We start from the raw sequence: 25,043 nt of genomic DNA, 5'->3' as shown, positions 1-25,043 counted from the left end.
GTAACGCCGGATCTTTTCACGATGTAACAGAGAAGATCCATAATGCTAAAACTATCGACCCTTGCCTTGACGACTGCTGTAAGCGGTTTGTTTAGCGCTGTCGGCGTTGCCGAACAGCTGCCACAGGATGTTGAACACATTATCGTTAGCAGTGACTTTCAAAAGCGTAGTCTGCAAAAGTTGCCTTCCAGCCTGTCTATTGTTGGTGCACAAGACATTGAGCTCCGTCAGGCTCAGCACCTGGAGCAGATTTTGAATGTGGCGCCGAATGTTAATTTTGCAACGGGCGCTTCTCGTGGGCGTTACATCCAAATTCGCGGTATCGGGGAGCGCAGTCAGTTCGCCGAACCCATCAATCCATCAGTCGGCGTCATTGTGGATGATATGGACTTTTCCGGTATCGCAGCAGTGGGAACCTTGTTTGATGTTGAGCAAGTCGAAATTTTTAAAGGTCCACAGGCCACTGAATTTGGTGCCAGTGCTTTGGCGGGAGCGATAAAGATCAAAACCACCGAAGCCACCGCAGAACAAACCCAGAAGGTATCATTGACTCTGGCGCAGCAGGATACCTGGCGACTCGGCGCTGCCATAGGAGGCGCTTTAACTGACAGAGTATTTTACCGCGTTGCGCTTCAGCAACATAAAAGCGACGGCTTTGTTGAGAATATCCACCTGAACCGGGAAGACACCAATGGACAGGATGAGCTTACTGGCCGATTTAAATTGCGTTACCTGGCTTCTGAGCGGTTAACCCTAGATTTGAATTACCAGCATTTTGATATCGACAATGGCTATGATGCCTTCTCATTGGAAAACAATCGCCAGACCCGTTCTGACCAACCTGGATTTGATCGCCAGCAGACTCATGCGCTGGGTTTAAGAGCGCGTTATCAAGTCTCTTGGGGCGAACTGTTGGCGATAGGCACCCATGCGGAGTCTGAGATTGGCTATGCCTATGATGAAGACTGGACTTTTACCGGCTTTCATCCCTGGGGGTATACCTCTTTTGATGCGTACTTCAGAGACAGAGATACTCAGACCATAGAACTTCGGGCATCTTCCAACGATATCAGTGCTCTGTTTAACCAGTCTACAGATTGGACTTTGGGGGTCTTTGTTAAGGCGACCGAGGAGGATCTGCTGCGTCAATATACTTACGCCGCGTCAGACTTTACCAGTGAGTATCAGCCTGATAACCAGGCCATTTACGCTGAAACCCGCTCGCGTCTCAGCGAACGACTGGGGCTCACGGCAGGCTTGCGACTGGACCACTACGAAATCGACTATCAGGACTCTAATGCCTATCGTGAGCGTTTAAGTGAGACTATGTTGGGCGGTAAGCTGGTACTCGACTACGATCTTACCTCAAACACGATGCTGTATGCGGGGCTTTATCGTGGCTATAAGGCCAGCGGTTTTAATCCAGACGAACGTGTCAGTGCCGAGAAGCGCTTGTATGACCCTGAATATAACTGGAACTACGAGTTAGGCCTTAAATGGAGCGGCAAGCAAAGTTTTGTCCGTGTCGCGGCCTTCTATATGGATCGTAAAGACACTCAGATCAGCGATTTTGACGTACAGAGCAGGCCTGATGGTACTGCCTCCTTTATCGATGTGATTGATAATGCTGATTTGGGCGAACATCAGGGGCTGGAGTTAGAATCTGGCTGGCAAGTCACTGACAATCTGAACCTGAGTGCCAACCTGGGCTTATTGGATGCCAGCTTTGAGGGCTACCAGAGAGCCAATGGTGACTTTGTCGAAGAGCGGGAGCAGGCACAATCCCCCAGCTATATGTTCAATCTGGCCTTGAACTGGGATATAAGTGATCGTCTGCGCTGGCATGTGGAAGTGGATGGTAAAGACGAATTCTACTTCTCCGATGGCCACAATGAACAATCGGGTGCCTATGAACTTGTCCATGCCAGCTTGTCTTACCACCTTGCCCATTGGACCTTGTCATTATGGGGACGTAACCTGACGGACGAGACCTACTATACTCGGGGTTTCGGCGGTTTTAATAATGACCCCAGAGAGGGGTATGCGCCCCCGGAACCTTACTATCAACTTGGTGATGGTCGTCGTATTGGCATCAGTGCCGAGTACACTTTTTAGGAGGTATTGATGAAACTGGTGGCAGAATTGTCTCTGTATCCATTAACCGAACAGTACATTGGACCGATTAAGGATTTTATTGCCCGGCTTAACGGACACCCTGAGTTAGAGGTGGTAACGACCGCTACCAGTACAAGGGTAGCCGGCAGCTATAAGGCAGTAATGGCGATCTTATCTGCGGAGATGCAGCGCACTCATGAACAGGTTGGACAGGCGGTGTTTGTGTGCAAATTTTTAAACGGTGACAAAATGCAGGAGCACGCCTCTTGAGTTTTTGGCAGCAGTTGGCCGAGCAATGGAATGCTCAGTCTGGTTGGGAAGTCGTGGCGGTGATTCTCGCTATTGCTTATGTCTGGCTGGCTGCGCGTCAACATATCGCTTGCTGGCCATGTGCGTTAGTCAGCACAGCCATCTACAGCTGGTTGTTCTGGGATAATACACTGCCTATGCAGGCGGCGTTGAATGTTTATTACTTACTGATGGCCCTGTACGGTTGGTGGCACTGGCGAAAAGGCAACCAGGAACGAGGCTTGCCGGTTTCACGGCAGAGTAAGACTTTTCACGGGCTAATGATTATTGGCTGTTTGATGGTCTCGTTGTCCATGGCGTATGGTTTGTCTTGGGTCTTTATCAGTGACTACCTGTATCTGGATGCATTGGTCACTGTCTTTAGCCTTTACGCCACTTACCTGATGACCCAAAAGGTATTGGAAAACTGGGTTTACTGGGTAGTCATAGACGCTTTGGCTGCCTGGCTGTACTGGCAAACCGGGCTTTACCTGACCAGTATTCTCTTTATCGGTTACCTGGGGTTTGCGGTTTATGGTTTGATTCAATGGTACGACTCAATGCCGGAGCGGACTGCCAATGCGACCTGAACCGAATGTTATTGAAGAACTGGTGGAGCAGGGCCTTTGCAACAGGGACGCTGACTGGAAGAAACTGGATGAGGGCGCAATTAATGATAACTTCGTCCTAAAAGATAATGACACTGAGCTATTTTTAAAATGCTTTGCGCAAAAGACCCCTGCCAGAATTGACCGCCAAGTCCAGTATCAGATACAACAGCAACTGGCTAAACAGGGCTTTGCGCCAGAGCCTCTGTATCTGGGTGTACAGAGCAATTTCATGTTGGAGCCATGGCTGGATCTGACACCTATTGCGAAAAGCCGGACACCTCGCGAACTTAAAGTGGCCTTTCTGGCCAAACGCTTGGCTCAAATTCATGCATTAGACATCGAGGCCCCTGAGCTGGACTTAATTGGAGACTGGCAACACTATTTGGACAGTGGCGCAATGCTCAGTGAAGGGCAGCAAAAGATGATGCAGGAGTATGAGCAGTTGTGGCGCTCAGTGGACAAAAGCTGCTTTTGTCACCATGATCTGGCATTTAGTCACGTGTGTGTATCGCCGCAGAACATGACGCTGGACTGGGAGTACGCGGCCCTGTCTAATCCTGCTTTTGATATCGCTTCCTGCGTGTGGATTAACGAGCTCAGTCGCGCTGAAATGAGGACACTGGTGAAAGTCTATGCTGCTGAGTCCTCTAAGAATTGGCGACCCTTAGAAGAGCTCACTAGCCAGTTTTTGCCCTTGGCCAATTTTACCGCTGAACTCTGGCTACAAGTAGCGGGGTTGTCCCGGCAAGAGGTGGTTGCCGAATAATTGCGCAGTTGGGCGCAAGGCATGGGTTTTTGCTTTACCTTTATCGGCCCTTGGGTATAATTCTGCCCTCACTACAGGGGTGTAGCTCCAATTGGCAGAGCAGCGGATTCCAAATCCGCGTGTTGGGGGTTCGAATCCCTCCACCCCTGCCACGAATTTAGAAGAAACCGCACAGTGCTGCGGTTTTTTTGTGCCTGTAATTTATAGTGGAGAGCGAACTGGTGGAGGGTGAGAAGCCCCAAGGTTCGACACTTTGTCAGGAACAAAGTGAGCCGCGTCAGCGCCCTTGCGGTCAGGCACAAGTAAGTGCCTAAGGTAATTCCTCCACCCCTGCCACGAATTTAGAAGAAACCGCACAGTGCTGCGGTTTTTTTGTGCCTGTAATTAATAGCCACATGCTAGTTGGTAGGGGGTGAGAAGCCGGACAGGTCGACTCTTTTCTTATCCCTGTCCTGTGGTCTTGTGGTACATTTAAACCTATGACTAGCTTATCCGACTATCAAAAAGCCGTGTTAGCCGAGCTGGATATTCCGCTTTGGCAGTTGCGTTGTGCATTATCAGCGGAAGAGACTGATGCCCAGGTGGGGTCTTTTGCAAAAGCGGTGGTAGAGTCCAATCCTGAAAAAGGTCCAGAGGCCCAAGAGCCAGAGGCTTTAGTGGACAGTGAGCATCCCATGGCTGTGGATATGCAGCAACACCTGAACGCCATGACAGGCATCACGGTTCATCGTTGGGTTGTGTCCTCACAGCTGAGCTTTGATGATGGAGTGCTGCACGCTCCGCATCCGATGTATTTGGCGACCCAGCCTGAAACCAAGCGACGGCTGTGGGAGTTGCTCGTTGACTGACTTTATTTCTCTGGATAAGAATAATTATGAAGACGCCTTTCAGCTGCAGTGTCTGTGTCATTCCCACCCCTGGTCCCGTAACACCTTTATCGATAGCCTAAGCACGCCTTATTTTGCCTTTGCCTTAACTGAGACCCAGAATACTCAGGGGTTTTATTTGGGACTTCAGGTATTGCAAGAAGTGACATTGATGGATATCGGCGTTCACCCTGACTGCCGGGGAATGGGGGTGGGTCGTCGCCTAATGATGCATTTTGTCGATGTCTGTCAACGACGCGGGGCTGATCAGGTTTGGTTGGAAGTACGGGTATCAAATGAGGCTGCAATTCATCTGTATAAAACCTTTGGTTTTGATGTCGTAGAGCGCCGTAAGAACTATTATCCCTCGGCCTCGGGTCGGGAAGACGCTCTGATGATGACGTTGAAGTTGCTAGAAGGCAATTAGAAAAAAAGCCGCATTAATGCGGCTTTTTTATCGCTTAACTCAGAAGTAATAACCAAAGTTAATATTAAAGCGGGTGTTGGTCTGGCCACCATCGGCGCCCATAGTGCCGCCCACAAAGGGGTGGTTTTCGGCGGTAACAATATCAAAGTAGGTGTACAGGCCGCCCGCAGAAACGGCCATGCCCAATACATTCATGAAGGTATCGTCTTCCAGGCCGTTTTTGGCCGACATCAAACTGAAGTTGTCGTAAAAGCGCAGCGCCGAGACCGGTCCGATGTTAACTGGCAAGTCATAGGCCACATTGGCCGTATACAGTGTCGCGGCTGAGGGCATGGTATCAAAGTAGGCATAGGCGCCAGTGACAATGCCCTGATTGGCCACATCAGTGTCGAAGTCGTAGCGAGACACCATGCCCATCAGTTCCCACGGACCCGAGTTAAAGCGAGCGTGAGCGCCATAGACTTCCCGGTCGCCGACACTGTCGTTACCGTCATGCAGATCGCCGATTTGGGTGGACAGGCCAAGCTCCAGCTTATCACCGTCGGCAAAGTGGAATTTACGCGCCCCACGCACAGCCCAGTAATTACTCTTGGCAACTTGTAAACTGGGGGCGTCGTAAATGCCTTCGCCGTCCAGACGTATACCCACTGCATCGTAGGCATAGCGATCGGCGCGGCTGTCGACAAAACCGTCTACGCCACCTTGTTCATCGCCTTTCATAAAGCCGATGTCCCAGTCCCAGTCTTTGGAACGATACTGGAAGTTAATGCCTGATTCGGGGTTATCTTCCAGGCCTACATAGAAGTTGGAACTGAAGAAGTAGTTGTGTGAGTTGTAAGGAATATTGCCATAAGGCACGTTAATTATACCCACCTGACCTTGCCAGTGGTCAGTAAAGTTGTAACCCACATAAGCCTTTTGCACCGCTTCCATATATTGGAACCAACGGTACTGAGCGGCCAGGATCACATCGTTGATCTCTCCGTTGAAGTCGATGCGTACTAGGTCAAAGTCCAGGTCACCTGCTCGATCCCGGTTATCGGCATCATAGTCGGCATACACATACTGGAAGCGCACCGCGCCGCCAACTCGGATAGGAGGGTTTTGGGCGTCTTTGACTTCCTCTTCAAGCTCACCGAGACGAGCGTCTATAAATTCGCGCCGCTCCTGACTGCTGACGGACACGCGATCAATCGTGTGCTTGTCGGGATCAGGTTTCGAGGATGGCTCTGTGTCGTCAGATGACTGCTGCTGCTCGAGTTTAGCCTGCAGTGCTTTCACCTGCTGTTGCAGCTGGCGAACTTGTTCCATCACTGAGTCTAGCTCGTCCTGAGATACAGAAGTCTGCTGTGCTTGGGCAGAAAGTGGCAGCAACGCTGCCACTGCTAGCCCTAAGAGTTTCCTCTTCATGGGCGGTACCTTTATCTCAATACATGCAAGAAATGCATGTGTTTATGATAGTGATCGATAACATCGCCGATCACGGCCTCTTTCGACCAACCCATAATATCGTAATCCTGGCCACCCTCACTCAGGTGAACCTCGGCACGATAGTAGAGTTTATCTTCACTCATTTTGTCTGGGTCAGCTTCTTGTTCAGGATGTAAGAAGGCAGGGCGCACGTGACGACCTAAGCGAATTTCGTAGACAAAGTCGATCTCTTCGCCGTGTGATACCTTGAACAGAATCTGATCCTCACGGCTTTTGTCTAACTCTACTTCATAGTCGTTATTACGCATTTCTTCAGCGACTTCCTCGAAGGCAGGCACAACAACCTTTTTGATGTAGCGTTGGCCGTTTTCTTTACTGGGGAAGTCGACAATATTGTGCAGACGTTCTTTCCAGTTTTTAGAGCCCATGGTGGCCGCAGTCAGGTAACTGTTCTGCAATGCCTCGCGCTTGTGAAGGTCAATGCGCAGCGCCTTAATAAGACCATAAGTGGCGATCAATAACACAATGGTAAAAGGAAGAGCACTGGCGATGGCCATAGTCTGGAGTGCGCCCAGTCCACCGGCCAATAACAGAGCGATGGCAACCACACCTTCACCGCTAGCCCAGAAGATTTTTTGCCACAGATAGGTGTCGTCTCGACCATTGGAACACAGCATATCCACCACCATGGAGCCGGAGTCCGATGAGGTAACGAAGAATACGATCACCATAATGGTCGCAATAAAGGACAGGATCGACGACAGTGGGAAGTTTTCTAAAAACGCAAATAAGGCAATGGATACATCTTCTTGTACCATTTCACCCAAGCTGGCAACGCCCTGATTGAGAATCAGCTCAATGGCAGAGTTACCGAAGAAGGTCATCCACATCAGGGTAAAGCCTGTGGGGACCAATAGTACGCCCAGGACAAACTCACGAATCGTCCGTCCACGGGAAACGCGGGCGATGAACAAGCCAACGAACGGAGCCCAGGATAGCCACCAACCCCAATAGAATACTGTCCAACCACCAATCCAGTCGGATTTTTCATAGGCGAACAGGTTGAAGGTATTACCGACAATGTCGGATAGGTAGGCACCGGTGTTTTGTACAAAGGCTTGTGCAAGAAATACCGTCGGGCCCAATACAAGCACGAACAATAGCAGCAAAACGGCTAAGGCCATATTCAACTCTGAAAGACGGCGGATGCCTTTATCCAGGCCCGTACACACCGAGATAACCGCCAGGGCAGTAATGCCGATCACCAACAGTATTTGTGGTGTGGTACCGATGGGCATATCGAACAGATAGTTAAAACCGGCATTGACCTGAGCCACACCAAAACCGAGTGAGGTCGCAACGCCAAACAGCGTGCCGATAACGGCAAATACGTCCACAGCATGACCGATAGGGCCGTAGATGCGCTCCCCAATCATCGGATACAGGGCCGAACGTAAGGTCAGTGGCAGATTATGACGATAGGCAAAGAAAGCGAGAATCAGCGCGACAATAGCGTAAATCGCCCAGGCATGCAGCCCCCAGTGGAAGAAGGTGATCTTCATAGCCTCTCTGGCGGCTTCCACGGTATTGCCTTCGATCACCGGCGGTGACATAAAGTGCATCACAGGTTCGGCGACGCCAAAAAACATCAGACCGATCCCCATACCCGCAGAAAACAGCATCGAGAACCAGGTTATCATGCTGTAATCGGGGGTCGAATGATCGGGACCGAGTTTTATGGCCCCGTACTGTGAAAAGCCGAGAAAAACTACAGCCAGTAATATGACTGCAACGGCAATAACATAAAACCAACTGCCGTTTTCAATGATCGCACTCTGAGCCGCCTGGAATGTGGCGTTGGCACTATCAGGGGCGATGATTGAAAACAGTAGTAAGAGTACTATTAACCCGGCTGAGGGGTAAAATACCGCCGGATTAAATTTTGCTGGGGTGTTCTCAGACATCCTCTTAGCTCCTTTGGTTAACTGCCTTATTAGGACTGCCAACAACGAAAAAGTGGCAGACAGTTAGTATTTTAAGAGGCGTCGGACGAGAATAAGGAGCACGAGCGGCAGTCCTTACTTCTAAGCCGACTTTTTAACAGCACTGGCCTGATTCAGACAATACTGCGCTCCTCTTATCGCTGTTCTATTATCTATTTATTCGAATGTTTCGTCCACCCTGCGAGTTTTGAGGGTGGCTATGTTTGAGCATAGATGAGAAAAATAAAGCTGCCATAACTTGTTTAATTAAAAATAAAAAATGACTTATTAATTTTATGTGTTGCTGTTTAAGCGAGGCGAATAGTGAGGGGAGGCAGTTTCAGAATACAGAATGCTTATCCTGGTGCTCGGAGTCTGGCACTCGGGTAGCGCGGCTGTCATTTCAGCGCCGTCTTTTATATAATCGCGCGCCAAAGTCCAACCCATACTGCCAAAAACTAGGGGCAGCAAACCGCGGGATAGAAGCTTACTAATGAAACAAGCGGAACAAACGGCCAAACGCCGTACCTTTGCGATCATCTCGCACCCGGATGCGGGTAAGACCACCATTACCGAGAAGGTGCTGTTATTCGGCAACGCAATCCAGAAGGCTGGTACTGTTAAAGGAAAGAAGTCGGGACAGCATGCTAAATCTGACTGGATGGAAATGGAAAAGGAGCGGGGCATCTCGGTAACCACCTCGGTGATGCAGTTCCCCTATGACAGCTGTCTGGTGAACTTGTTGGATACGCCGGGACACGAAGATTTCTCAGAAGACACTTACCGGACCCTGACGGCCGTGGATTCTTGCTTGATGGTGATCGACTCCGCCAAGGGCGTCGAAGATCGTACCATTAAGCTGATGGATGTTACCCGCCTGAGAGACACACCCATTCTCACCTTTATGAATAAGCTGGACCGGGATATTCGCGACCCCATCGAATTGCTCGATGAGGTCGAAGAGGTGCTCAAGATCAAATGTGCGCCAATAACCTGGCCCATTGGCATGGGTAAAGAGTTTAAAGGTGTTTACCACCTGCTCAGAGATGAAACCATCCTCTATCAAAGCGGTCAGGGCCACAGGATCCAGGACAGTAAGATCATAAAGGGGTTGGACAATCCGGAACTGGACGAGGCCATCGGCAGTTACGCCGATGAGCTGCGTGACATGCTGGAACTGGTGCGCGGCGCTTCCCATGACTTCGAGTTGGAAGCTTTCTTAAATGGCGAACTGACGCCGGTGTTTTTTGGTACCGCGCTGGGTAACTTTGGTGTGGATCATATGCTCGATGGATTGTGTCAGTGGGCTCCAGCGCCTATAGGTCGCGAAACCGATCAGCGCAGGGTGGAGCCAGCGGAAGACAAGTTCTCCGGCTTTGTGTTTAAAATTCAGGCCAATATGGATCCCAGGCACCGGGATCGGATCGCCTTCTGTCGCATTGTGTCAGGCAAATACCAGAAAGGCATGAAACTGTTTCAGAGCCGTATCGGTAAGGATGTACGTATTTCCGATGCACTGACCTTTATGGCTGGAGACCGTGAGGCGCTCGATGAAGCCTGGGCTGGGGATATTATCGGTCTGCATAATCATGGCTCCATTAAGATCGGCGATACCTTTACCGAAGGTGAAAATTTACGTTTTACCGGCATTCCTAACTTTGCCCCTGAATTGTTCCGACGCATCCGTCTGAAAGATCCGCTTAAGCAAAAACAACTGCAAAAAGGTTTGATTCAGTTATCTGAAGAGGGCGCGGTTCAGGTATTCAGACCGCTCATCAACAACGACTTGATCGTCGGCGCCGTAGGCACGCTGCAGTTTGATATGGTGGTGGCTCGCCTAAAGGCAGAATACAATGTGGACGCCATTTACGAAAATGTGAATGTGGCGACCGCCCGTTGGGTGGACAGCGATGATCCGAAAAAACTGGACGAATTTAAACGCAAGGCGGAGCAGAACCTGGCTCTGGACGGCGGCGACAACCTTAGTTATATCGCTCCGACCATGGTCAATTTATCGCTGGCAGAAGAACGTTATCCAGATATCCAATTTATGAAAACCCGTGAGCATTAGGGCCTGACTAAGGTAGCTGACTATGAATATACATCAAATACTCACCGAGAAATTCCGTCTTGCCTTGCAGGCCATTGGCGCGCCTGAAAACGCACCAACGCCCCTGAGCCGAAGTACCCGTCCCGAGTTTGGTGATTATCAGTTTAACGGCGCTATGGCTCTGGCTAAGCAATTGAAGCAAAAGCCCCGGGACATCGCCGAGCAAATTGTTGCGGCCGCTGATCTTAGCGGTGTCGCCGATAAGCTTGAGGTGGCTGGCCCCGGCTTTATCAACGTGCATTTGAGTCAGAACTGGTTGGCCGACAGGCTGCAAGACGCGGCTAAGGATGAGCGTTTGGCTGTTGAGCCACAAGCCAGTCAGAATATTGTGGTGGACTACTCATCGCCTAATCTCGCGAAAGAGATGCACGTGGGTCATCTGCGTTCCACCATTATCGGTGATGCGGTGGTCCGGGTGTTGGAGTTCATGGGCCATAAGGTAATTCGTCAAAACCATATGGGCGACTGGGGAACCCAGTTTGGTATGTTACTGGCGCACCTGGAAGACAAACTGGCCGAGGACAAGCTGGCCGAAACCGCATTATCTGATCTGGAAGACTTTTATCGCGAGGCGAAAGTGCGCTTCGATGAGGAAGAAGGCTTCGACGATCGCGCCAGGGAATATGTGGTGCGTCTGCAGCGAGGCGATAAGGACTGTCTGGATTTATGGGATAAGTTTATTGATGTATCTATCGCGCATAGCGAAGAAGTCTATCAGACTCTGAACGTAACACTTTCTCGTGAGCATATTATGGGGGAGAGTGCCTATAACGACCAACTGGCCGATGTCGTTGAAAAGCTGAAGCAGCAAGGCGTAGCGGTGGAAGATCAGGGTGCCCAGGTCGTGTTTCTCAATGAAATGACTGATAAAGAGGGTAAGCCAGCCGTATACATTGTACAAAAATCCGGTGGCGGTTACCTCTATTCCACCACGGATCTTGCGGCCATGCGTTATCGCTCCTTTGACTTGGATGCAGATCGCATTCTGATATTTACCGATGCTCGGCAGGCGCTACATTTTAAACAAACCGAACTGGTAGGTCGTAAGGCAGGCTTTATCAAACAGCAGACAAGTTATGAACACTGTCCTTTCGGAATGATGCTGGGCAAGGATGGCAAGCCTTTTAAGACTCGTTCAGGCGGAACGGTGAAGCTGGTGGAATTGCTGGATGAAGCCGTGCAGCGCGCCACGAACTTGATTAACGACAGAGACGATGAACTGTCGAATGAAGTGAAGCAAGAAATCGCCCGTAAGATAGGCATTGGCGCGGTTAAGTATTCGGACCTGAATAAAAACCGTACTACCGACTATGTGTTTGACTGGGACGCCATGTTGAGCTTCGATGGCAATACCGCCCCTTACCTACAATACGCCTACACTCGGGTAAAGAGCGTATTCCGTAAGGCCGGTGTCGAGCCTAAGCAGGTCGAGGCTGGTTTAATCCTGGAAGAAAAAGCGGAGCGAGCCTTGGCGATCAAGTTGCTGCAATTTGAGGAAGCCTTATTGCAAGTGGCGGGTGAAGCTACGCCTCACGTTTTGGCTAACTATCTGTACGAACTGGCCAGTCAGTTTATGGGCTTCTATGAGTCCTGTCCGATCCTGAAGTCTGGAGTGACTGATGAGGTCAGAAACAGTCGCCTCATGCTATCGCGACTGACCGCAGAAACGCTCAGTCGGGGACTTGATTTACTGGGTATTGAGACGATGGAAAAGATGTAAATCTCTCTATCCTGCAGAGCATTAAAAAACGGCGCTTTTGAGCGCCGTTTTTAATGCTGCTGACACCTACTGACTGAGCGTCAACAGACTCTTGATGTTTTCCAGTGTGGCATCGCCAATGCCCTTGACGTCTTTTAGCTGCTCAATGGAACTGAAACCACCGTGAGAGTTACGATAAGCGACAATGGCCGCGGCTTTCTTTTCACCGATACCCGGAAGTGTTTGCAGCGCTTCAGCCGAAGCGCTGTTCAAATCGAGTTTTTGGTGTTGAGCGGCTGACTCAGAGTAGAGCTCTTTATCTGGTGTGGATGCCCATAAGGTGGGGCTGGTGATTGCCATAACCATAGTCAGTACTACTGATAACAACAACTTCATAATATCCTCCTTGGCCTTTGTTTGTTGTCATTACCGAGTGTAGTCAAAATTTTACAGTTGTGAGCATTCCGGTTAAATAAGTTTTTTATAAATAAAGTTGTTTAAATACCCTAGATGCATAAAAAAGCCAGCCCTGAGGCTGGCTTAATACATTAGGTGTAAGGTATTTAACGCGTTAGCTTTTTCTTTTCTGTTGCAGTAACAGATGCTTCAATGCGTCGGTTTTGTTTATGAGCCTCTGCTGTATTGGCTGGGTTGAGTGGTCGGGACTCGCCATAACCCACAGCAGAGAGTCTCTCTGGGGCGATGTTATAGCGGTCAATCAATAATTGTCTGACAGCTCTAGCACGGCGCTCTGACAGAGCCTGATTGTAGTCGGCGTCCCCTACGGTAGATGTGTGTCCCTGAATTTGCGCTGAGGTATTAGGAAAGCGTTGCAAGAAAGCCTGAAACTCATGGAATTTCTCGGCTTCCGGGTTTTCCACTTCGGCGCTGTCATTGGCAAAGAGTACTTCCAGGTTTTGAGTGACTGACTCATCAACAAAGATGCTGCAGCCCTTTGAGTCCACCTTGTCTTGTGTTGGAGTATTGGGGCATTGATCCTGAGCATCGTACACGCCGTCCTTGTCACTATCCGAGCGCACGGCTTCAGGTTCGGGCTGAGTCGGTGGGGCAGCTGCTTGAGTCGGCTCAGGGGACTGATAAGAACTACCGGTGTTGCCAAAGGTATAGGCAATACCCAGCTTGATGCCGAAGTCGTTAAAGCTTTGACCAAAGTCATGATAGATGGCAGCTTCACTGATTAGGCGCCAGTTTTTGCTTAATTGCCAGTGTTTTCCAACGCCCAGGTTGGCCATTCGGTAGGTCTGCTCCAGGTCTTCGACCTTATAGCCGACAAAGGTATAGATATCGGGGTCGTCGAGAAAGTACAGGGCATCAATGCCCAAGCGCTTACCACTCAAATCGATCGCAGGGTTGGTTTCATGGTCGAGCTGCATCCGGGCATACTCCAGCCTGAATGACCAGTCCTGGTTAAGGCCAATACCCACTTCACCACCAAGGTTGGCGCCATCATCCATATTGCTATTATCGAGCGGCTTGTCGCTATCCACCTCGTAATGTTCAACAAAGGCGCCGATCCAATTGTGAGATGGCTGTTCTGCGACCGCTGGGTAGCTAAAGACTGTTCCTGCAACACAAAGGCTGATAAGTGCTCGCTGCATAATGTTTCTCCTTGTTTAACAAACTTCCCCTAGCCGCAAGTATACCCGCGTTGTGAGAGAAGCAAGATAATATTTTCTGTTGGCGCTATTATTCGCCGTGAAGAGTTGCAATCAGTTGACGTGGTCCGGCGTTGTCTCTGTGCTCACACAGATAGATGCCTTGCCAGGTACCCAGGTTCAGACGACCATTGGTGATGGGTAAGGTCAGGCTTACTCCCAAAATGCTGCTTTTCAGATGGGCAGGCATATCATCGGGACCCTCGTAAGTGTGAATATAGTAGGGTTGGTTTTCTGGCACCATATGGTTGAAGTGGCTCTCAAAGTCCTGCCTTACACTAGGATCCGCGTTTTCGTTGATACTCAGGCTCGCGCTGGTGTGTTGCAGTAGTAGATGTATCAGTCCCACGCGGTAATCCGATAGCATGGGGAGTTGCTGGAGAATGTCTTCGGTAACCAGGTGGAAGCCCCGGGAATGAGGCTTCAGTCGAATGTGTTGTTGCTGCCAGGTCATAGATTTTCGAAGCAAATTTCCAGGTGAGCTTTACCGGCATCGCTTTCAAACGGCATGATGATTTTAGGACCATCTACCTTATGAGTGATGGTGTGTTGCTTACCGGACACCACCATCGGGGTGGCCATGTCAAACTCATAGCCCTTTTGGGATAAGTCATTTTTAGCACCGCCGGTGACCATATTCGTGATCTCGCCCACCATATCGGTGACATCATCGTTTATTTCAGTGCATTGTTCGCCCAGCATTCGCTCCATGATGGCAAGCGCCAGTGGTGCTTCAAAAGAAAGTGAAAAAGAACCACGGACCTGAGGCCCGACCATGCCGATCAAACCGGATACATCTCCCCGGGCGACCGCATCGGCTTTTTTCTTGGGTTTGCCTGCTTTTAACTCAGTCTGGGCCATGGTCTTAAGGACGTTGGTTAAGGCGGTGATAAAGGGATTCACAAATTCGACGTTCATGGTATTACGTTGCTCCTCATAACCACTACTCGGTGAGCATACCGTGGATTCATTATTACTATGGCTAAGTCAGACTCTTCTGTCTAACTTGGGTTGTTATTTGTCAGTGCTGACAGCGTGCACAAGTGCCGTGGGCTTCGATGGTTTGTTTTACGACTCGAAAGCCATACTGGTTTGCTTGTTTGTCCAGAGTTTCCTTTAAGCCCTCGGACTGGATTTCTTTCACTTCACCGCATTGGTCGCAGATTAGGAATTGAACCGGATGGTTGCAGTCAAAGTGATGACAGGCAATATAGGAGTTATTGGACTCAAGCCGATGGACTAAGCCTAGCTCCAGTAAAAAATCCAGTACACGATAGACGGTGGCAGGTTTTGCCGAAGATTCGGTCTGTCGAAGTTCATCGAGCAATTCGTAAGCGCCTGTCGCCCCCTGTCGCTGCAGTAACAGCCCATATACTTTCTCGCGAAGCTGAGTAAATCTCGCCCCTTTACCTTCGCAGAAACGGCGGGCATGACTGAGTAAGGCGTTGTGCTCCATAATATCCGCAGCCAATCAACATTCTATAACCAAATTCTACCACGATCGGACCTATGGGTGAATGGGCATAAATTCACAGCCAGTGTGCTTTTCGGTAGAATAGTGGTTTTAGGTAAGCTTCTTAATTGGTAATGACTGACCCACGCCGAATCTCAATCGCTCCCATGCTGGACTGGACAGATCGTCACTATCGCTTTTTCATGCGAGGACTGACGCGTCATGCCATGCTGTATACAGAAATGGTTACCACGGGGGCGATTCTCTTTGGTAAAGGGGATTACCTTGCCTTTGATGAACAAGAACATCCGGTGGCGTTACAACTGGGGGGCTCCGATCCAGAGCAAATGGCAGAATGTGCCGCCATTGCTGAGCAGCGCGGCTACGATGAGGTTAACATCAATGTCGGTTGCCCGTCTGACCGGGTTAAAAATGGCCGCTTCGGTGCCTGCCTGATGGCCGAGCCGGAGCTGGTCGCTCGTTGTGTGGCAGCTATGAAAGCTCAGGTTAGCATTCCGGTTACCGTTAAGTGTCGCATCGGTATCGACGATATGGACGAACAAGCGGCCTTAAACCAGTTCGTCGAGGTTGTTGCCAATGCGGGGTGTACGCATTTTACGGTCCATGCCCGTAAAGCATGGCTTCAAGGCTTAAGTCCTAAAGAAAACCGGGAAGTCCCCCCTTTGAACTATGAACGTGTTTACCAGCTTAAGCGTGACTTTTCAGAGTTACATATTGCCTTAAACGGGGGCGTTAAGAGTTTGGATGATGCTGAACGACATCTTGAGTGTCTGGATGGTGTCATGATTGGCCGGGAGGCCTATGCCAATCCTTTTCTGTTTTCACAAGTGGACGAACGGTTCTTTCAGCAGCCAGCCAGGGTACTGGATAGGGAAGCCATGGCTCGACGGATGATTCCTTACATTGAACATCAAATTACTCAGGGCGCCAAGCCGTGGCACATTGCCCGCCATATGTTGGGATTATTTCAAGGCCAGCCAGGGGGACGTATTTGGCGGCGTTATCTCAGCGAAAATGGCACTCGGGCTGATTCGGGACAGTTAATTGAGGCGGCCCTGGCAGCTCGACAAGAAAGAAAACCCTCTCCCAATCATCCGAGCGCTAAAATTTAGTCAAATCCACTAAATCTTGGTTTTCTTGTTTTCGGTAGATGGCGTTCTTGCTCGCAGGTCTTTTTAAAACTCCTTTTATAACAACTAGATAGTCACGCCGGCTAAGTTGGCATCAATCTGGCTAAACCTTTAGCGTCATTACAACGACCCAATTAGCGGTTAAAGGAGAAACAGATTATGTCAGTCATTAATACCCCAGCAGCTCTTGTTATTGGTTCTACTCTGGCGTTTAGCGCCGGTGCGCAGGCGAACACAATTTCCTTGTCAGAATTAGCCAGTCACTTTTTAAGCACTGCTCTAAGTGCCACAGCCTCTGAGGTTCAGTCCAGTGTGCGTACTAACGTGTTGGAAGCGGCTCGGTTCACTCTCAGTGAGTCATCATCGATGCAGGAGGAGCCGGAGTCTGAGACTCAGCCGGAGGAGAGCAAAGATGCCAGCCAGCATTGAGTTATTAGGCTTGTTATCGGTGCCGGTACTGAGCTTTGTGATCGGCGCTGTTGTTATGACCTGGTTTGGTCGCATCAGTCAGTCGCCTCTGTTCCTTCAGGGACGATAAGCCGGGTCAGATTGTCAGTTTAGGAGAATAAAGTTGTGAATTACGAACATGATGTTAATCGGTTATCCAAGCGGCCGGCACTGGCCAAAATCAGTGGTGTCTGTGCTGGTCTCGCGCGCCACTTCGGCTTCCCGGTATGGGCTGTGCGACTCGCTGCGCTGTTGTTTCTGGTTGTGTTTACGGTACCAACACTAGTGGCCTATGTTGCAGCAGCTTTATTATTACCCAGTCGCTGAGGTGAACCTAATTCTTCATTGGCATTAGTAGGATTATCCTCAATAATGAGTGCAAATTCGTAGCATAAGCCACAAGGGGTAAAGGTGAAACTTCGGTGTGTTTTTTTGATGGCGTTAACAATGCCGGTTCTGGCGCAAGCAGCCGTAAGCAGTTCCGAGGCGCGTATCCGCTTGCTGCCACCAGGGGTGCCAAACACGGCTGCCTATGTCACAGTGCTCAATAGTGGCGAGAAAGACATTACGATAGTGGGCGCTCAGTCGGACGTTGCTGAACGTGTTGAACTGCATAACCACGTGATGGACGATGGCATGATGAGTATGCAAAAACAGGATGAGATTCCATTGCCTGCAGGCAGTGAGGTGCGATTCCAGCCCGGCGGCTATCATATTATGTTATTTGATCTAAAAGCGCCCTTATCGGCGAATACACCGGTATCCATCCGGTTGCTATTGGATAATGGTCAATCGTTAATGTTCAGTGCCAAGCCTCAGAAGCCGCAATCTGAGCATCATCATTAGGAGATACTATGTGGGATAGAATCAAACCAGTCTGGCTAGTCTGGGGACTGGGTATTGTTGTGTTGCTGTTATTGTTGTTGAGCTGGTATTGGAGTAGCGAGCCAGACACCTTCGATGTGACGCAGCGGGCCGACCAGTATGCTGAACAGCATAAGGTACAGCCAGTAGCCGGGTTCTATCTTACTCATACTCTAATGGAAGTCGGGCAGACATTGCTGAATAAGCCTGGTGGTTATCTGGCCAATGATGTGCTTCCTCCGTCGGTAATAATGGACAATATGCCGAGCTGGGAGTTTGGTGTGTTGGAGATGACACGGGATTTGGCTCTGGCCATGCGTAAAGATCTGAGTCGATCTCAGTCTCAATCAGTGGAAAACCCTGATCTGGTGCAGGCGCAACCAAAATTCAATATTGATCATCGTAGCTGGTTGCTACCCTCCGCAGAGTCTCAGTATCAGGATGGTCTGAACGCGACTGAGCGATACTTACTGTCATTAGCTGATGTCGACCGTGAGGGCGCACAGTTCTATGCTCGTGCCGACAACCTCAGAGACTGGCTAAAGCAAGTTGAAAAGCGTTTGGGAAGTCTGTCACAGCGTCTTAGCGCTAGTGTCGGCCAGCAGCGAGAGAATATTGATCTGGCCGGTGATAGCGCCGCGCGCCAATCCACACAATCTCCTCAGGTTCAACATATCCAAACCAGCTGGTGGCAACTGGACAATGTGTTTTATGAAGCCCGGGGCGCCAGTTGGGCGTTGTTGCATTATTTGAAAGCCGTTGAAAGAGACTTTGCTGAGGTGTTGGAGAAGAAAAACGCCCGCGTCAGTCTGAAGCAAATTATACGTGAGTTAGAAGCCACACAACAAACGGTATGGAGTCCGATGATTCTTAACGGCAGCGGCTTTGGTATGATGGCCAATCATTCGCTGGTGATGGCCAACTATTTGTCCCGGGCGAATGCTGCCATTATTGATTTAACCGAGCTACTTCAACAAGGATAACCAATGAAAAGAACACTGATCTATTCTGCATTGCTGGCAGGCCTGAGTATCGGCTCTGCGCAGGCTGATACCCTTTTTGGGGTGTACGCGGGTGCGCAAGGCTGGAACATGGAAACTGAAGGCGGCTTTGCCAACGATACGGACTTAACTCAGTTTAATTTTGAGGATCAGTCTCAAAGTAGTTTCTATGTGGCTCTGGAGCATCCCATTCCATTGGTGCCCAATGCCAAAGTCAGGCGCACTACTATGGATACCGATGGTGTGGTGACCCTGGATAGCGATTTCACCTTCGCAGACACTGGCTTTGCCGCTGGTACCGCTGTGGACAGCGTGTTAGAGATGACGGCCACCGACTATATTCTTTATTATGAATTTTTTGATAATGACATTCTTACCTTTGACTTTGGACTGAATGGTAAACATCTGGATGGTAATTTTGTGGTAGTAGATGAAACCGGCACCTTGGAAGGGCGCCGTAGCTTCTCAGAAGTGATTCCTATGCTTTATAGTCGGGTTGCTGCTGGCATGCCGTTGACAGGTTGGGGCGTGGAAGCCGAAGGTAGCTTCTTATCCATCGACGACAATACCATCATCGATGCCCAGGCCATGGTGACCTATAGCCTGATGGATAATATCGCTGTGGATCTGACCTTCATGGCCGGTTATCGAACCGTCACCGTCGAACTGGATGATGTGGACGATCTCTATACTGATCTGGACTTTAAAGGTCCTTACGCGGGCGTTGAGGTACATTTCTAAATCGCTTTAAGTCCTTTGAGCACTTACTTGAGAGGCGGCAACTGCGGCCTCTTATATCGCAACGAATGTTTACAGAGTAAACTCAATTACAATCTGTAATAACGAATTTGATTTAATTCTTTCCTCCCCAGGCGCTCAGCCGCTAGTCTTGCACCATTATTAAAAAGGTTTATGAGTACTATGTCGTCAAAGCAACCGCAGGCATCCGGGCCTGCTGGCATTCTGAGCGATGCTCAGTGGCACAATCTACAACAGGCCGTTGCGCCACTAAACCCCTCACAGCTGACTTGGGTCAGCGGTTATCTGGCTGGCCTGGCTCAGTCCTCACCGGGAATGATGGCCGCGGCACCGGCTGCTGGCGCGGTGGCTGAAGCCAAGCTAACCATTTTATACGGCTCCCAAACCGGCAATGCCAAAGGCGTTGCCGAGGAGTATAAGGCCCAGGCTGAATCTGCAGGGATGACGGTCAGTGTGGTCAATATGGCCGACTTCAAAGGCAAGAAGCTGAAAGACGAAACGCATCTGGTCGTGATAGTTAGCACTCATGGTGAGGGAGATCCACCGGACGATGCCATTGAGTTGCATGAGTTTGTTGGCAGCAAGAAGGCGCCGAAGTTAGATGGCCTGAAATATGCCGTATTGGGACTGGGCGACAGCAGTTACGAATTTTTCTGTCAGACCGCCAAGGATTTCGATCAGCGTCTGGCTGCGCTTGGTGGCACGCCTTTGCTGGACAGAGTCGAATGCGATGTCGACTATGATAGCGACGTCAGTGCCTGGTCTGAAAAGTTAACACCGCTGTTAAAAGACGAGCTACAAAACGGTCAGCAAAATGCCGAAGTGGTTGCCATGCCAGGTGTTAGCCTGACGGGAGCCGCTGCCAATTACACCAAGAAAAATCCCTTTAGCGCCACCTTGTTAGAAAGCCAGAAGATTACCGGCCGGGACTCGGTGAAAGACATCCGTCATATTGAGGTGTCGTTGGAAGACTCCGGCATTCAGTATCAACCCGGCGACGCGTTGGGCGTATGGTTTAGTAATGACCCGCTCATGGTGGATCGTTTGCTGGAGCTATTGGCACTGGACGGTAGTCAGGCGGTCAATGTTGGCGATGACTCTCTGAGCCTTCGTGATGCGCTGCGTAACAAACTTGAACTGACCCAAAGTTATCCGAGTTTTATCAAGCATTACGCAGAGATAACGCAAAACACCGCCTTGTCCCAGTTGGCAGAGGATCGTCCCGCGCTTAGGGAGTATCTGGCCGAGCGTCAGATTGTGGATATTGTGGCGGAGCATTCGGCGAAAATTGACGCTCAGGCGTTGGTTGATTCGTTGCGAGGCATCACGCCCCGGTTGTATTCCATTGCCTCCAGTCAGGCGGAAGTGGAAGACGAAGTGCATTTGACTGTGGCGCTGGTGGAATACGATGCCTTCGGTCAACCTCACCAGGGTGGCGCTTCAGGCTTTTTGTGTAAGCGTCTGGAAGAGGGCGCAGAGCTGAATGTGTTTGTGGAAAAGAATGACAACTTCCGACTGCCAGAGGATCCCAATACACCCATCATCATGGTGGGGCCGGGCACGGGGATTGCCCCGTTTCGCGCCTTTATGCAGGAGCGGGAAGCTCAGGAAGCAGAGGGGAAAAACTGGCTGTTCTTTGGAAACCCGAATTTTACTCAAGACTTCCTGTATCAGGTGGAGTGGCAGCGCTGGGTGAAAGACGGCCTGTTGAATAAGATCAGCCTGGCGTTTTCTCGCGATCAGCAGGAAAAGATCTATGTGCAACACCGCCTGCTGGAACAAGCTGAAGAAGTGTATCAGTGGCTGCAGCAAGGCGCGCACCTGTATGTTTGTGGCGACGCCAATCGCATGGCTAAAGACGTCCACGACGCATTGGTCAGCATTGTTGAGCAGCAGGGCCAGATGACCCGCGAGCAAGCTACCGAGTATTTAACCGATTTGCGCAAAGCCAAGCGCTATCAGAAGGATGTGTATTAATGAGCGACCAGCAAGACCAGAAACTTTCTGATAACGAACGTATCAAGCGCGAGAGTAACTTTCTGCGCGGCACCATCAGTGAGGATCTGAAAGACGATCTGACGGGTGGCTTTACCGCCGATAATTTTCAGTTAATCCGCTTTCACGGTATGTATCAGCAGGATGATCGGGATATCCGCGCCGAACGCAGCAAACAGAAGCTGGAGCCGCTGCACAACGTGATGCTGCGCTGTCGACTGCCTGGTGGCGTTATCACGCCTAAGCAGTGGCTCGCCATCGACAAGTTTGCGGAGGAGCATTCACTGTATGGGAGTATCCGCCTGACCACTCGTCAGACGTTTCAGTTCCACGGTGTGCTAAAGCCGCATATTAAGATGATGCACCAGATGCTGGATAAGGTGGGCCTGGATTCACTGGCTACTGCCGGTGACGTAAACCGTAACGTGCTCTGTACTTCTAATCCTGTGGAATCCAAGTTGCATCAACAAGCGTATGACTGGGCCAAGAAAATAAGCGAGCATTTGTTACCAAAAACTCGGGCATACGCGGAGATCTGGCTGGATGGCGAAAAGCTCGAAACGACTGACGAAGAGCCGGTTTTGGGCAGTAATTATCTGCCGCGTAAGTTTAAGACTACCGTGGTGATCCCGCCCCAGAACGACGTGGATGTGCATGCCAATGATTTGAATTTTGTCGCCATTGCTGAACAAGGCGAACTGGTGGGGTTCAATGTGCTGGTGGGTGGCGGTCTGGCCATGACCCATGGTGATAAGTCTACCTATCCGCGTAAGGCCGATGATTTTGGTTTCGTACCCCTGGAAAAAACGCTCGATGTAGCAGAGGCCGTTGTGACGACACAGCGGGACTGGGGCAACCGTAGCAACCGCAAGAACGCCAAGACCAAGTACACCCTGGAGCGTGTAGGTGTTGAAACCTTTAAGGCAGAGGTGGAAAAACGAGCCGGTATTCAGTTTGCCGACAGCAAACCTTACGAATTTACCGGTCGCGGCGACCGGTTCGGCTGGGTAGAAGGCATCGATGGCAACTACCACCTGACCTTGTTTATCGAAAATGGTCGTATTCTGGATTATCCCGGCAAGCCGCTAAAAACTGGCTGCGCCGAGATTGCCCGAGTCCATCAGGGGGATTTCCGTCTGACTGCGAATCAGAACCTGATCATTGCCGGTGTAGCGCCAGAGCAGAAAGCGACCATTGAAAAGCTGGCGCGCCAACATGGTTTGATTGAGGATGAGGTCAGCGACCAGAAATTAAATTCTATGGCTTGCGTGTCTTTGCCGACGTGTCCTCTGGCCATGGCCGAGGCTGAGCGCTATTTGCCGACTGCAGTGGCCGAGTTGGAAGCCATTATGGACAAACACGGTGTGGGTGATGAGCATATCATTTATCGTATCACCGGCTGCCCGAATGGTTGTGGGCGCGCCATGCTGGCCGAAATTGGCCTGGTGGGCAAAGGGCCGGGCAAGTACAACCTGCATCTGGGTGGGAACCGCATTGGTACCCGGATTCCGAGAATGTACCGGGAAAACATCAGTGACAAAGAGATTATGCACGAGCTGGACACTCTCATTGGCCGTTGGGCTAAGGAACGCGAACAAGGCGAGTCGTTTGGTGACTTTGTGATTCGGGCCGAGATTGTCAAACCCGTGGTGGACTCAGCCAGAGATTTTTATGACCAATAATGGTGTACAACTGAGCTCGGTCAGCCAGCCTGTATCTCAACAGTGGCTGGCTGAGGCCAACAAGCAGTTGGAGAGAATGAGCGCTTCCGAACGAGTGGCATGGGCACTGGCGAACCTGCCGGATAAGCCGATGCTCTCGTCCAGCTTTGGTATTCAGGCGGCGGTCATGTTGCATATGGTTACACGCCAGATGCCGGAGATTCCTGTGGTGCTGACTGACACCGGCTATTTGTTTCCAGAGACCTATGACTTTATTGAGGAACTGACTCAGTCGTTGGATCTCAACTTAAAGACGTACAGTGCGCACATGACACCAGTCTGGCAGGAGCATAAGTACGGTCAACTTTGGGAACAGGGCGTAGAAGGCCTGGAAGCCTACAACCGTATGAATAAGGTGGAGCCCATGCAACGGGCTTTGAAAGAGTTACAGGTGGGGACCTGGTTCTCCGGCCTAAGACGCAGTCAGTCCAGTTCCCGTTCCGACTTACCCTTTGTTCAGTTGGTGGATGGCAGGGTTAAGGTGTTTCCGATTCTGGACTGGACCAATAAAGACGTTCATTACTATTTGAAAGATCATGGTCTGCCATATCATCCCCTATGGGATCAGGGTTATGTGTCTGTGGGCGACTGGCATACGTCCCGGCCTCTGGAAGCAGGCATGAGTGAAGAAGAAACCCGCTTTTTCGGATTAAAACGAGAGTGCGGCCTGCACGAGTTTGGTGACGGTATTTAGTCGAGACTGAACACGGGCGATAAATGCTGTTTTAGAGCATCAAAATAAGCTTGATAAGGAGCATGAGGCACCAGCCGAGATAGTTCGGTACCAGTGGCGGTAAACTTATAGTAATTTAATACAAGTCCCTTGCGCTTGGGTTGTAAGCGCAACTGGTGACTGCCATAGCGCCACTCACTGCTCTTATGTAGCTCCAGTTCGCCAGACTCGATCTCACTGCGATATAACAGCCCTAAATCCATCAACAGCAGCAAGTCCGGATAAGGGAGCCCGAATTGAGCCAGATTCAAGGGGTGACCACGTTGTAGGCTAAACAGGTTGAACATACCCGGGCGCTGATAATAACCGTAAATAATTCTGGGGCTGTAATCACCCGCCCGTCGGCAGGCGAGGCGACTGGCTCGCCGGAATACCTCGGCGTCCTTATGGGTCAACTGTTTTAGGGTCAGAAGGCTGCGTAATGAAAAACTGCCGGGCTGGCTGACTTCCACTGCCAATATCTTACTCCATAGCTCCTGCATGGCCGGGGTATAGATGTTTTCGGCAATCTCAATAAAACTAAAAAACCAGTCTGGATCTAACTGTTGGTCAGATACCTGACTGGGATTGAATTCTAGTGCCTGGCCGAGAATCGCTTCTAGATTCTCTAATTTACGCCGCTCTTTAACACTTTGCCGTCGGTTAACGCCTGCATTAGGCTTTTGTCCCGGGCGGTACGACTTGGGCTCAACTCCAGCCTGAGCAAACCAGTACTGGATGCGCTGCTTAATCGCTCCCTGGCTTTGCGCACTCGCCTGGTGAACTTTCGGCTCTCTCTCCGTTTTTACCGGTTCAGGCTCCCTTGAGCGGCGCTCAAGGTTGGCGGGTGAGAGAGGCGGGGTGTGGGGACCCTGAATTTTGGTCATAAGGTTTTTTGGCCAAGTATTGCTAATAAAACACTATACTGAAATTCTGATGTTTATTTAAGCGGCTATTGATTTGCTGGTG

General features: G+C 50.4%; 26 protein-coding genes and 1 tRNA gene. 19 read left to right on the top strand and 8 right to left on the bottom strand.

The window, feature by feature from the left end; translation table 11 throughout:
- Positions 1-42: 42 nt before the first annotated feature.
- The 7 genes from HMF8227_RS10225 (at position 43) to rimI (ending at position 5,073) form a co-directional block, all read left to right on the top strand.
- A complete protein-coding gene (locus HMF8227_RS10225) occupies positions 43-2,115 on the top strand; it encodes a TonB-dependent receptor (RefSeq protein WP_109340084.1) in 2,073 nt (690 codons plus the stop codon).
- Positions 2,116-2,124: 9 nt separating this feature from the next.
- Positions 2,125-2,385, top strand: coding sequence for a YkoF family thiamine/hydroxymethylpyrimidine-binding protein (locus tag HMF8227_RS10220; protein ID WP_109340083.1), 261 nt, complete (start codon positions 2,125-2,127; stop codon positions 2,383-2,385).
- Positions 2,382-2,993: a nicotinamide riboside transporter PnuC gene (gene pnuC, locus HMF8227_RS10215; RefSeq protein WP_239421278.1), complete on the top strand. Its 612-nt coding sequence runs from the start codon at positions 2,382-2,384 to the stop codon at positions 2,991-2,993. Before HMF8227_RS10220 ends, pnuC begins: the two co-directional genes overlap by 4 nt.
- Positions 2,983-3,780, top strand: a complete 798-nt coding sequence (locus HMF8227_RS10210) for a phosphotransferase (protein ID WP_109340082.1) — start codon at positions 2,983-2,985, stop codon at positions 3,778-3,780. Before pnuC ends, HMF8227_RS10210 begins: the two co-directional genes overlap by 11 nt.
- Before the next feature lie 75 nt (positions 3,781-3,855).
- Positions 3,856-3,932: transfer RNA gene (locus HMF8227_RS10205), tRNA-Trp, on the top strand.
- Between the two features lie 327 nt (positions 3,933-4,259).
- Positions 4,260-4,628 (top strand): hypothetical protein, encoded by a 369-nt coding sequence (locus HMF8227_RS15070; RefSeq protein WP_162558573.1) that lies wholly within the window; start codon positions 4,260-4,262, stop codon positions 4,626-4,628.
- On the top strand, positions 4,621-5,073 hold the full coding sequence (rimI, locus tag HMF8227_RS10200; RefSeq protein ID WP_162558572.1) for a ribosomal protein S18-alanine N-acetyltransferase: 453 nt from the start codon (positions 4,621-4,623) through the stop codon (positions 5,071-5,073). The genes HMF8227_RS15070 and rimI overlap by 8 nt, the downstream gene beginning before the upstream one ends.
- A 39-nt stretch (positions 5,074-5,112) precedes the next feature.
- Here rimI and HMF8227_RS10195 read toward each other — a convergent pair whose 3' ends face one another.
- Positions 5,113-6,483, bottom strand: a complete 1,371-nt coding sequence (locus HMF8227_RS10195) for a porin (RefSeq protein WP_239421276.1) — start codon at positions 6,481-6,483, stop codon at positions 5,113-5,115.
- A gap of 11 nt (positions 6,484-6,494) precedes the next feature.
- Positions 6,495-8,468 (bottom strand): BCCT family transporter, encoded by a 1,974-nt coding sequence (locus HMF8227_RS10190; protein ID WP_109340080.1) that lies wholly within the window; start codon positions 8,466-8,468, stop codon positions 6,495-6,497.
- A 511-nt stretch (positions 8,469-8,979) separates the two neighbouring features.
- Here HMF8227_RS10190 and prfC point away from each other — a divergent pair.
- Positions 8,980-10,557: a peptide chain release factor 3 gene (gene prfC, locus HMF8227_RS10185; RefSeq protein WP_109340079.1), complete on the top strand. Its 1,578-nt coding sequence runs from the start codon at positions 8,980-8,982 to the stop codon at positions 10,555-10,557.
- A 22-nt stretch (positions 10,558-10,579) separates the two neighbouring features.
- Positions 10,580-12,316 (top strand): arginine--tRNA ligase, encoded by a 1,737-nt coding sequence (argS, locus tag HMF8227_RS10180; RefSeq protein WP_109340078.1) that lies wholly within the window; start codon positions 10,580-10,582, stop codon positions 12,314-12,316.
- Between the two features lie 66 nt (positions 12,317-12,382).
- On the opposite strand, the gene HMF8227_RS10175 is transcribed toward argS, so the two are convergent.
- From HMF8227_RS10175 to HMF8227_RS10155, 5 genes are all read right to left on the bottom strand, one after another.
- Positions 12,383-12,691 carry a ComEA family DNA-binding protein gene (locus tag HMF8227_RS10175; RefSeq protein ID WP_109340077.1) on the bottom strand — a complete coding sequence of 103 codons (309 nt, stop codon included), beginning with the start codon at positions 12,689-12,691 and terminating at the stop codon, positions 12,383-12,385.
- A 167-nt stretch (positions 12,692-12,858) separates the two neighbouring features.
- Positions 12,859-13,914 carry an OmpA family protein gene (locus tag HMF8227_RS10170; RefSeq protein ID WP_109340076.1) on the bottom strand — a complete coding sequence of 352 codons (1,056 nt, stop codon included), beginning with the start codon at positions 13,912-13,914 and terminating at the stop codon, positions 12,859-12,861.
- 88 nt (positions 13,915-14,002) lie between these two features.
- On the bottom strand, positions 14,003-14,425 hold the full coding sequence (locus tag HMF8227_RS10165) for a secondary thiamine-phosphate synthase enzyme YjbQ (protein ID WP_109340075.1): 423 nt from the start codon (positions 14,423-14,425) through the stop codon (positions 14,003-14,005).
- Positions 14,422-14,889 (bottom strand): chemotaxis protein CheX, encoded by a 468-nt coding sequence (locus HMF8227_RS10160; protein ID WP_109340074.1) that lies wholly within the window; start codon positions 14,887-14,889, stop codon positions 14,422-14,424. Before HMF8227_RS10160 ends, HMF8227_RS10165 begins: the two co-directional genes overlap by 4 nt.
- 103 nt (positions 14,890-14,992) lie before the next feature.
- Complete coding sequence (locus tag HMF8227_RS10155) at positions 14,993-15,427, bottom strand: transcriptional repressor (RefSeq protein WP_109341075.1); 435 nt, start codon at positions 15,425-15,427, stop codon at positions 14,993-14,995.
- Positions 15,428-15,558: 131 nt separating this feature from the next.
- On the opposite strand from HMF8227_RS10155, the gene dusA reads away from it, so the two are divergent.
- The 10 genes from dusA (at position 15,559) to HMF8227_RS10110 (ending at position 24,056) form a co-directional block, all read left to right on the top strand.
- A complete protein-coding gene (gene dusA / locus HMF8227_RS10150) occupies positions 15,559-16,557 on the top strand; it encodes a tRNA dihydrouridine(20/20a) synthase DusA (protein ID WP_109340073.1) in 999 nt (332 codons plus the stop codon).
- A gap of 177 nt (positions 16,558-16,734) precedes the next feature.
- Entirely contained in the window at positions 16,735-17,004 is a 270-nt protein-coding gene (locus HMF8227_RS10145) for a hypothetical protein (RefSeq protein WP_109340072.1), read from the top strand.
- On the top strand, positions 16,988-17,113 hold the full coding sequence (locus tag HMF8227_RS15260) for a hypothetical protein (protein ID WP_275425504.1): 126 nt from the start codon (positions 16,988-16,990) through the stop codon (positions 17,111-17,113). The genes HMF8227_RS10145 and HMF8227_RS15260 overlap by 17 nt, the downstream gene beginning before the upstream one ends.
- Before the next feature lie 35 nt (positions 17,114-17,148).
- Positions 17,149-17,349, top strand: coding sequence for a PspC domain-containing protein (locus HMF8227_RS10140; RefSeq protein WP_109340071.1), 201 nt, complete (start codon positions 17,149-17,151; stop codon positions 17,347-17,349).
- A gap of 108 nt (positions 17,350-17,457) precedes the next feature.
- Complete coding sequence (locus HMF8227_RS10135; protein WP_109340070.1) at positions 17,458-17,868, top strand: copper chaperone PCu(A)C; 411 nt, start codon at positions 17,458-17,460, stop codon at positions 17,866-17,868.
- An 8-nt stretch (positions 17,869-17,876) separates the two neighbouring features.
- Complete coding sequence (locus tag HMF8227_RS10130) at positions 17,877-18,869, top strand: DUF2333 family protein (RefSeq protein ID WP_109340069.1); 993 nt, start codon at positions 17,877-17,879, stop codon at positions 18,867-18,869.
- A gap of 3 nt (positions 18,870-18,872) precedes the next feature.
- Positions 18,873-19,628 (top strand): TIGR04219 family outer membrane beta-barrel protein, encoded by a 756-nt coding sequence (locus tag HMF8227_RS10125; protein ID WP_109340068.1) that lies wholly within the window; start codon positions 18,873-18,875, stop codon positions 19,626-19,628.
- Between the two features lie 180 nt (positions 19,629-19,808).
- The gene (locus tag HMF8227_RS10120) at positions 19,809-21,623 is read left to right on the top strand and encodes an assimilatory sulfite reductase (NADPH) flavoprotein subunit (RefSeq protein ID WP_109340067.1); all 1,815 of its coding nucleotides are present in this window, start codon (positions 19,809-19,811) and stop codon (positions 21,621-21,623) included.
- On the top strand, positions 21,623-23,323 hold the full coding sequence (gene cysI / locus HMF8227_RS10115) for an assimilatory sulfite reductase (NADPH) hemoprotein subunit (RefSeq protein WP_109340066.1): 1,701 nt from the start codon (positions 21,623-21,625) through the stop codon (positions 23,321-23,323). Before HMF8227_RS10120 ends, cysI begins: the two co-directional genes overlap by 1 nt.
- On the top strand, positions 23,313-24,056 hold the full coding sequence (locus HMF8227_RS10110; protein WP_109340065.1) for a phosphoadenylyl-sulfate reductase: 744 nt from the start codon (positions 23,313-23,315) through the stop codon (positions 24,054-24,056). Before cysI ends, HMF8227_RS10110 begins: the two co-directional genes overlap by 11 nt.
- Here HMF8227_RS10110 and HMF8227_RS10105 read toward each other — a convergent pair.
- The gene (locus tag HMF8227_RS10105; protein WP_109340064.1) at positions 24,053-24,961 is read right to left on the bottom strand and encodes a TIGR03899 family protein; all 909 of its coding nucleotides are present in this window, start codon (positions 24,959-24,961) and stop codon (positions 24,053-24,055) included. The two genes, HMF8227_RS10110 and HMF8227_RS10105, sit on opposite strands and share 4 nt — an antisense overlap.
- Positions 24,962-25,043 lie beyond the last annotated feature (82 nt).

It is taken from the genome of Saliniradius amylolyticus, assembly GCF_003143555.1.
GTDB classification, from domain to species: Bacteria; Pseudomonadota; Gammaproteobacteria; order Enterobacterales; family Alteromonadaceae; genus Saliniradius; species Saliniradius amylolyticus.
This window is presented reverse-complemented; position numbering and strand designations above follow the sequence as displayed.

What these genes read in the sequence shown, in the direction of transcription:
- HMF8227_RS10225 (WP_109340084.1), top strand. Translation starts at nt 43, where the DNA reads ATGCTAAAACTATCGACCCTTGCCTTGACGACTGCTGTAAGCGGTTTG.
- HMF8227_RS10220 (WP_109340083.1), top strand. Translation starts at nt 2,125, where the DNA reads ATGAAACTGGTGGCAGAATTGTCTCTGTATCCATTAACCGAACAGTAC.
- HMF8227_RS10210 (WP_109340082.1), top strand. Translation starts at nt 2,983, where the DNA reads ATGCGACCTGAACCGAATGTTATTGAAGAACTGGTGGAGCAGGGCCTT.
- HMF8227_RS15070 (WP_162558573.1), top strand. Translation starts at nt 4,260, where the DNA reads ATGACTAGCTTATCCGACTATCAAAAAGCCGTGTTAGCCGAGCTGGAT.
- HMF8227_RS10195 (WP_239421276.1), bottom strand. Translation starts at nt 6,483, where the DNA reads ATGAAGAGGAAACTCTTAGGGCTAGCAGTGGCAGCGTTGCTGCCACTT.
- HMF8227_RS10190 (WP_109340080.1), bottom strand. Translation starts at nt 8,468, where the DNA reads ATGTCTGAGAACACCCCAGCAAAATTTAATCCGGCGGTATTTTACCCC.
- prfC (WP_109340079.1), top strand. Translation starts at nt 8,980, where the DNA reads ATGAAACAAGCGGAACAAACGGCCAAACGCCGTACCTTTGCGATCATC.
- argS (WP_109340078.1), top strand. Translation starts at nt 10,580, where the DNA reads ATGAATATACATCAAATACTCACCGAGAAATTCCGTCTTGCCTTGCAG.
- HMF8227_RS10175 (WP_109340077.1), bottom strand. Translation starts at nt 12,691, where the DNA reads ATGAAGTTGTTGTTATCAGTAGTACTGACTATGGTTATGGCAATCACC.
- HMF8227_RS10170 (WP_109340076.1), bottom strand. Translation starts at nt 13,914, where the DNA reads ATGCAGCGAGCACTTATCAGCCTTTGTGTTGCAGGAACAGTCTTTAGC.
- HMF8227_RS10165 (WP_109340075.1), bottom strand. Translation starts at nt 14,425, where the DNA reads ATGACCTGGCAGCAACAACACATTCGACTGAAGCCTCATTCCCGGGGC.
- HMF8227_RS10160 (WP_109340074.1), bottom strand. Translation starts at nt 14,889, where the DNA reads ATGAACGTCGAATTTGTGAATCCCTTTATCACCGCCTTAACCAACGTC.
- HMF8227_RS10155 (WP_109341075.1), bottom strand. Translation starts at nt 15,427, where the DNA reads ATGGAGCACAACGCCTTACTCAGTCATGCCCGCCGTTTCTGCGAAGGT.
- dusA (WP_109340073.1), top strand. Translation starts at nt 15,559, where the DNA reads ATGACTGACCCACGCCGAATCTCAATCGCTCCCATGCTGGACTGGACA.
- HMF8227_RS10145 (WP_109340072.1), top strand. Translation starts at nt 16,735, where the DNA reads ATGTCAGTCATTAATACCCCAGCAGCTCTTGTTATTGGTTCTACTCTG.
- HMF8227_RS15260 (WP_275425504.1), top strand. Translation starts at nt 16,988, where the DNA reads ATGCCAGCCAGCATTGAGTTATTAGGCTTGTTATCGGTGCCGGTACTG.
- HMF8227_RS10135 (WP_109340070.1), top strand. Translation starts at nt 17,458, where the DNA reads ATGGCGTTAACAATGCCGGTTCTGGCGCAAGCAGCCGTAAGCAGTTCC.
- HMF8227_RS10130 (WP_109340069.1), top strand. Translation starts at nt 17,877, where the DNA reads ATGTGGGATAGAATCAAACCAGTCTGGCTAGTCTGGGGACTGGGTATT.
- HMF8227_RS10125 (WP_109340068.1), top strand. Translation starts at nt 18,873, where the DNA reads ATGAAAAGAACACTGATCTATTCTGCATTGCTGGCAGGCCTGAGTATC.
- HMF8227_RS10120 (WP_109340067.1), top strand. Translation starts at nt 19,809, where the DNA reads ATGTCGTCAAAGCAACCGCAGGCATCCGGGCCTGCTGGCATTCTGAGC.
- cysI (WP_109340066.1), top strand. Translation starts at nt 21,623, where the DNA reads ATGAGCGACCAGCAAGACCAGAAACTTTCTGATAACGAACGTATCAAG.
- HMF8227_RS10110 (WP_109340065.1), top strand. Translation starts at nt 23,313, where the DNA reads ATGACCAATAATGGTGTACAACTGAGCTCGGTCAGCCAGCCTGTATCT.
- HMF8227_RS10105 (WP_109340064.1), bottom strand. Translation starts at nt 24,961, where the DNA reads ATGACCAAAATTCAGGGTCCCCACACCCCGCCTCTCTCACCCGCCAAC.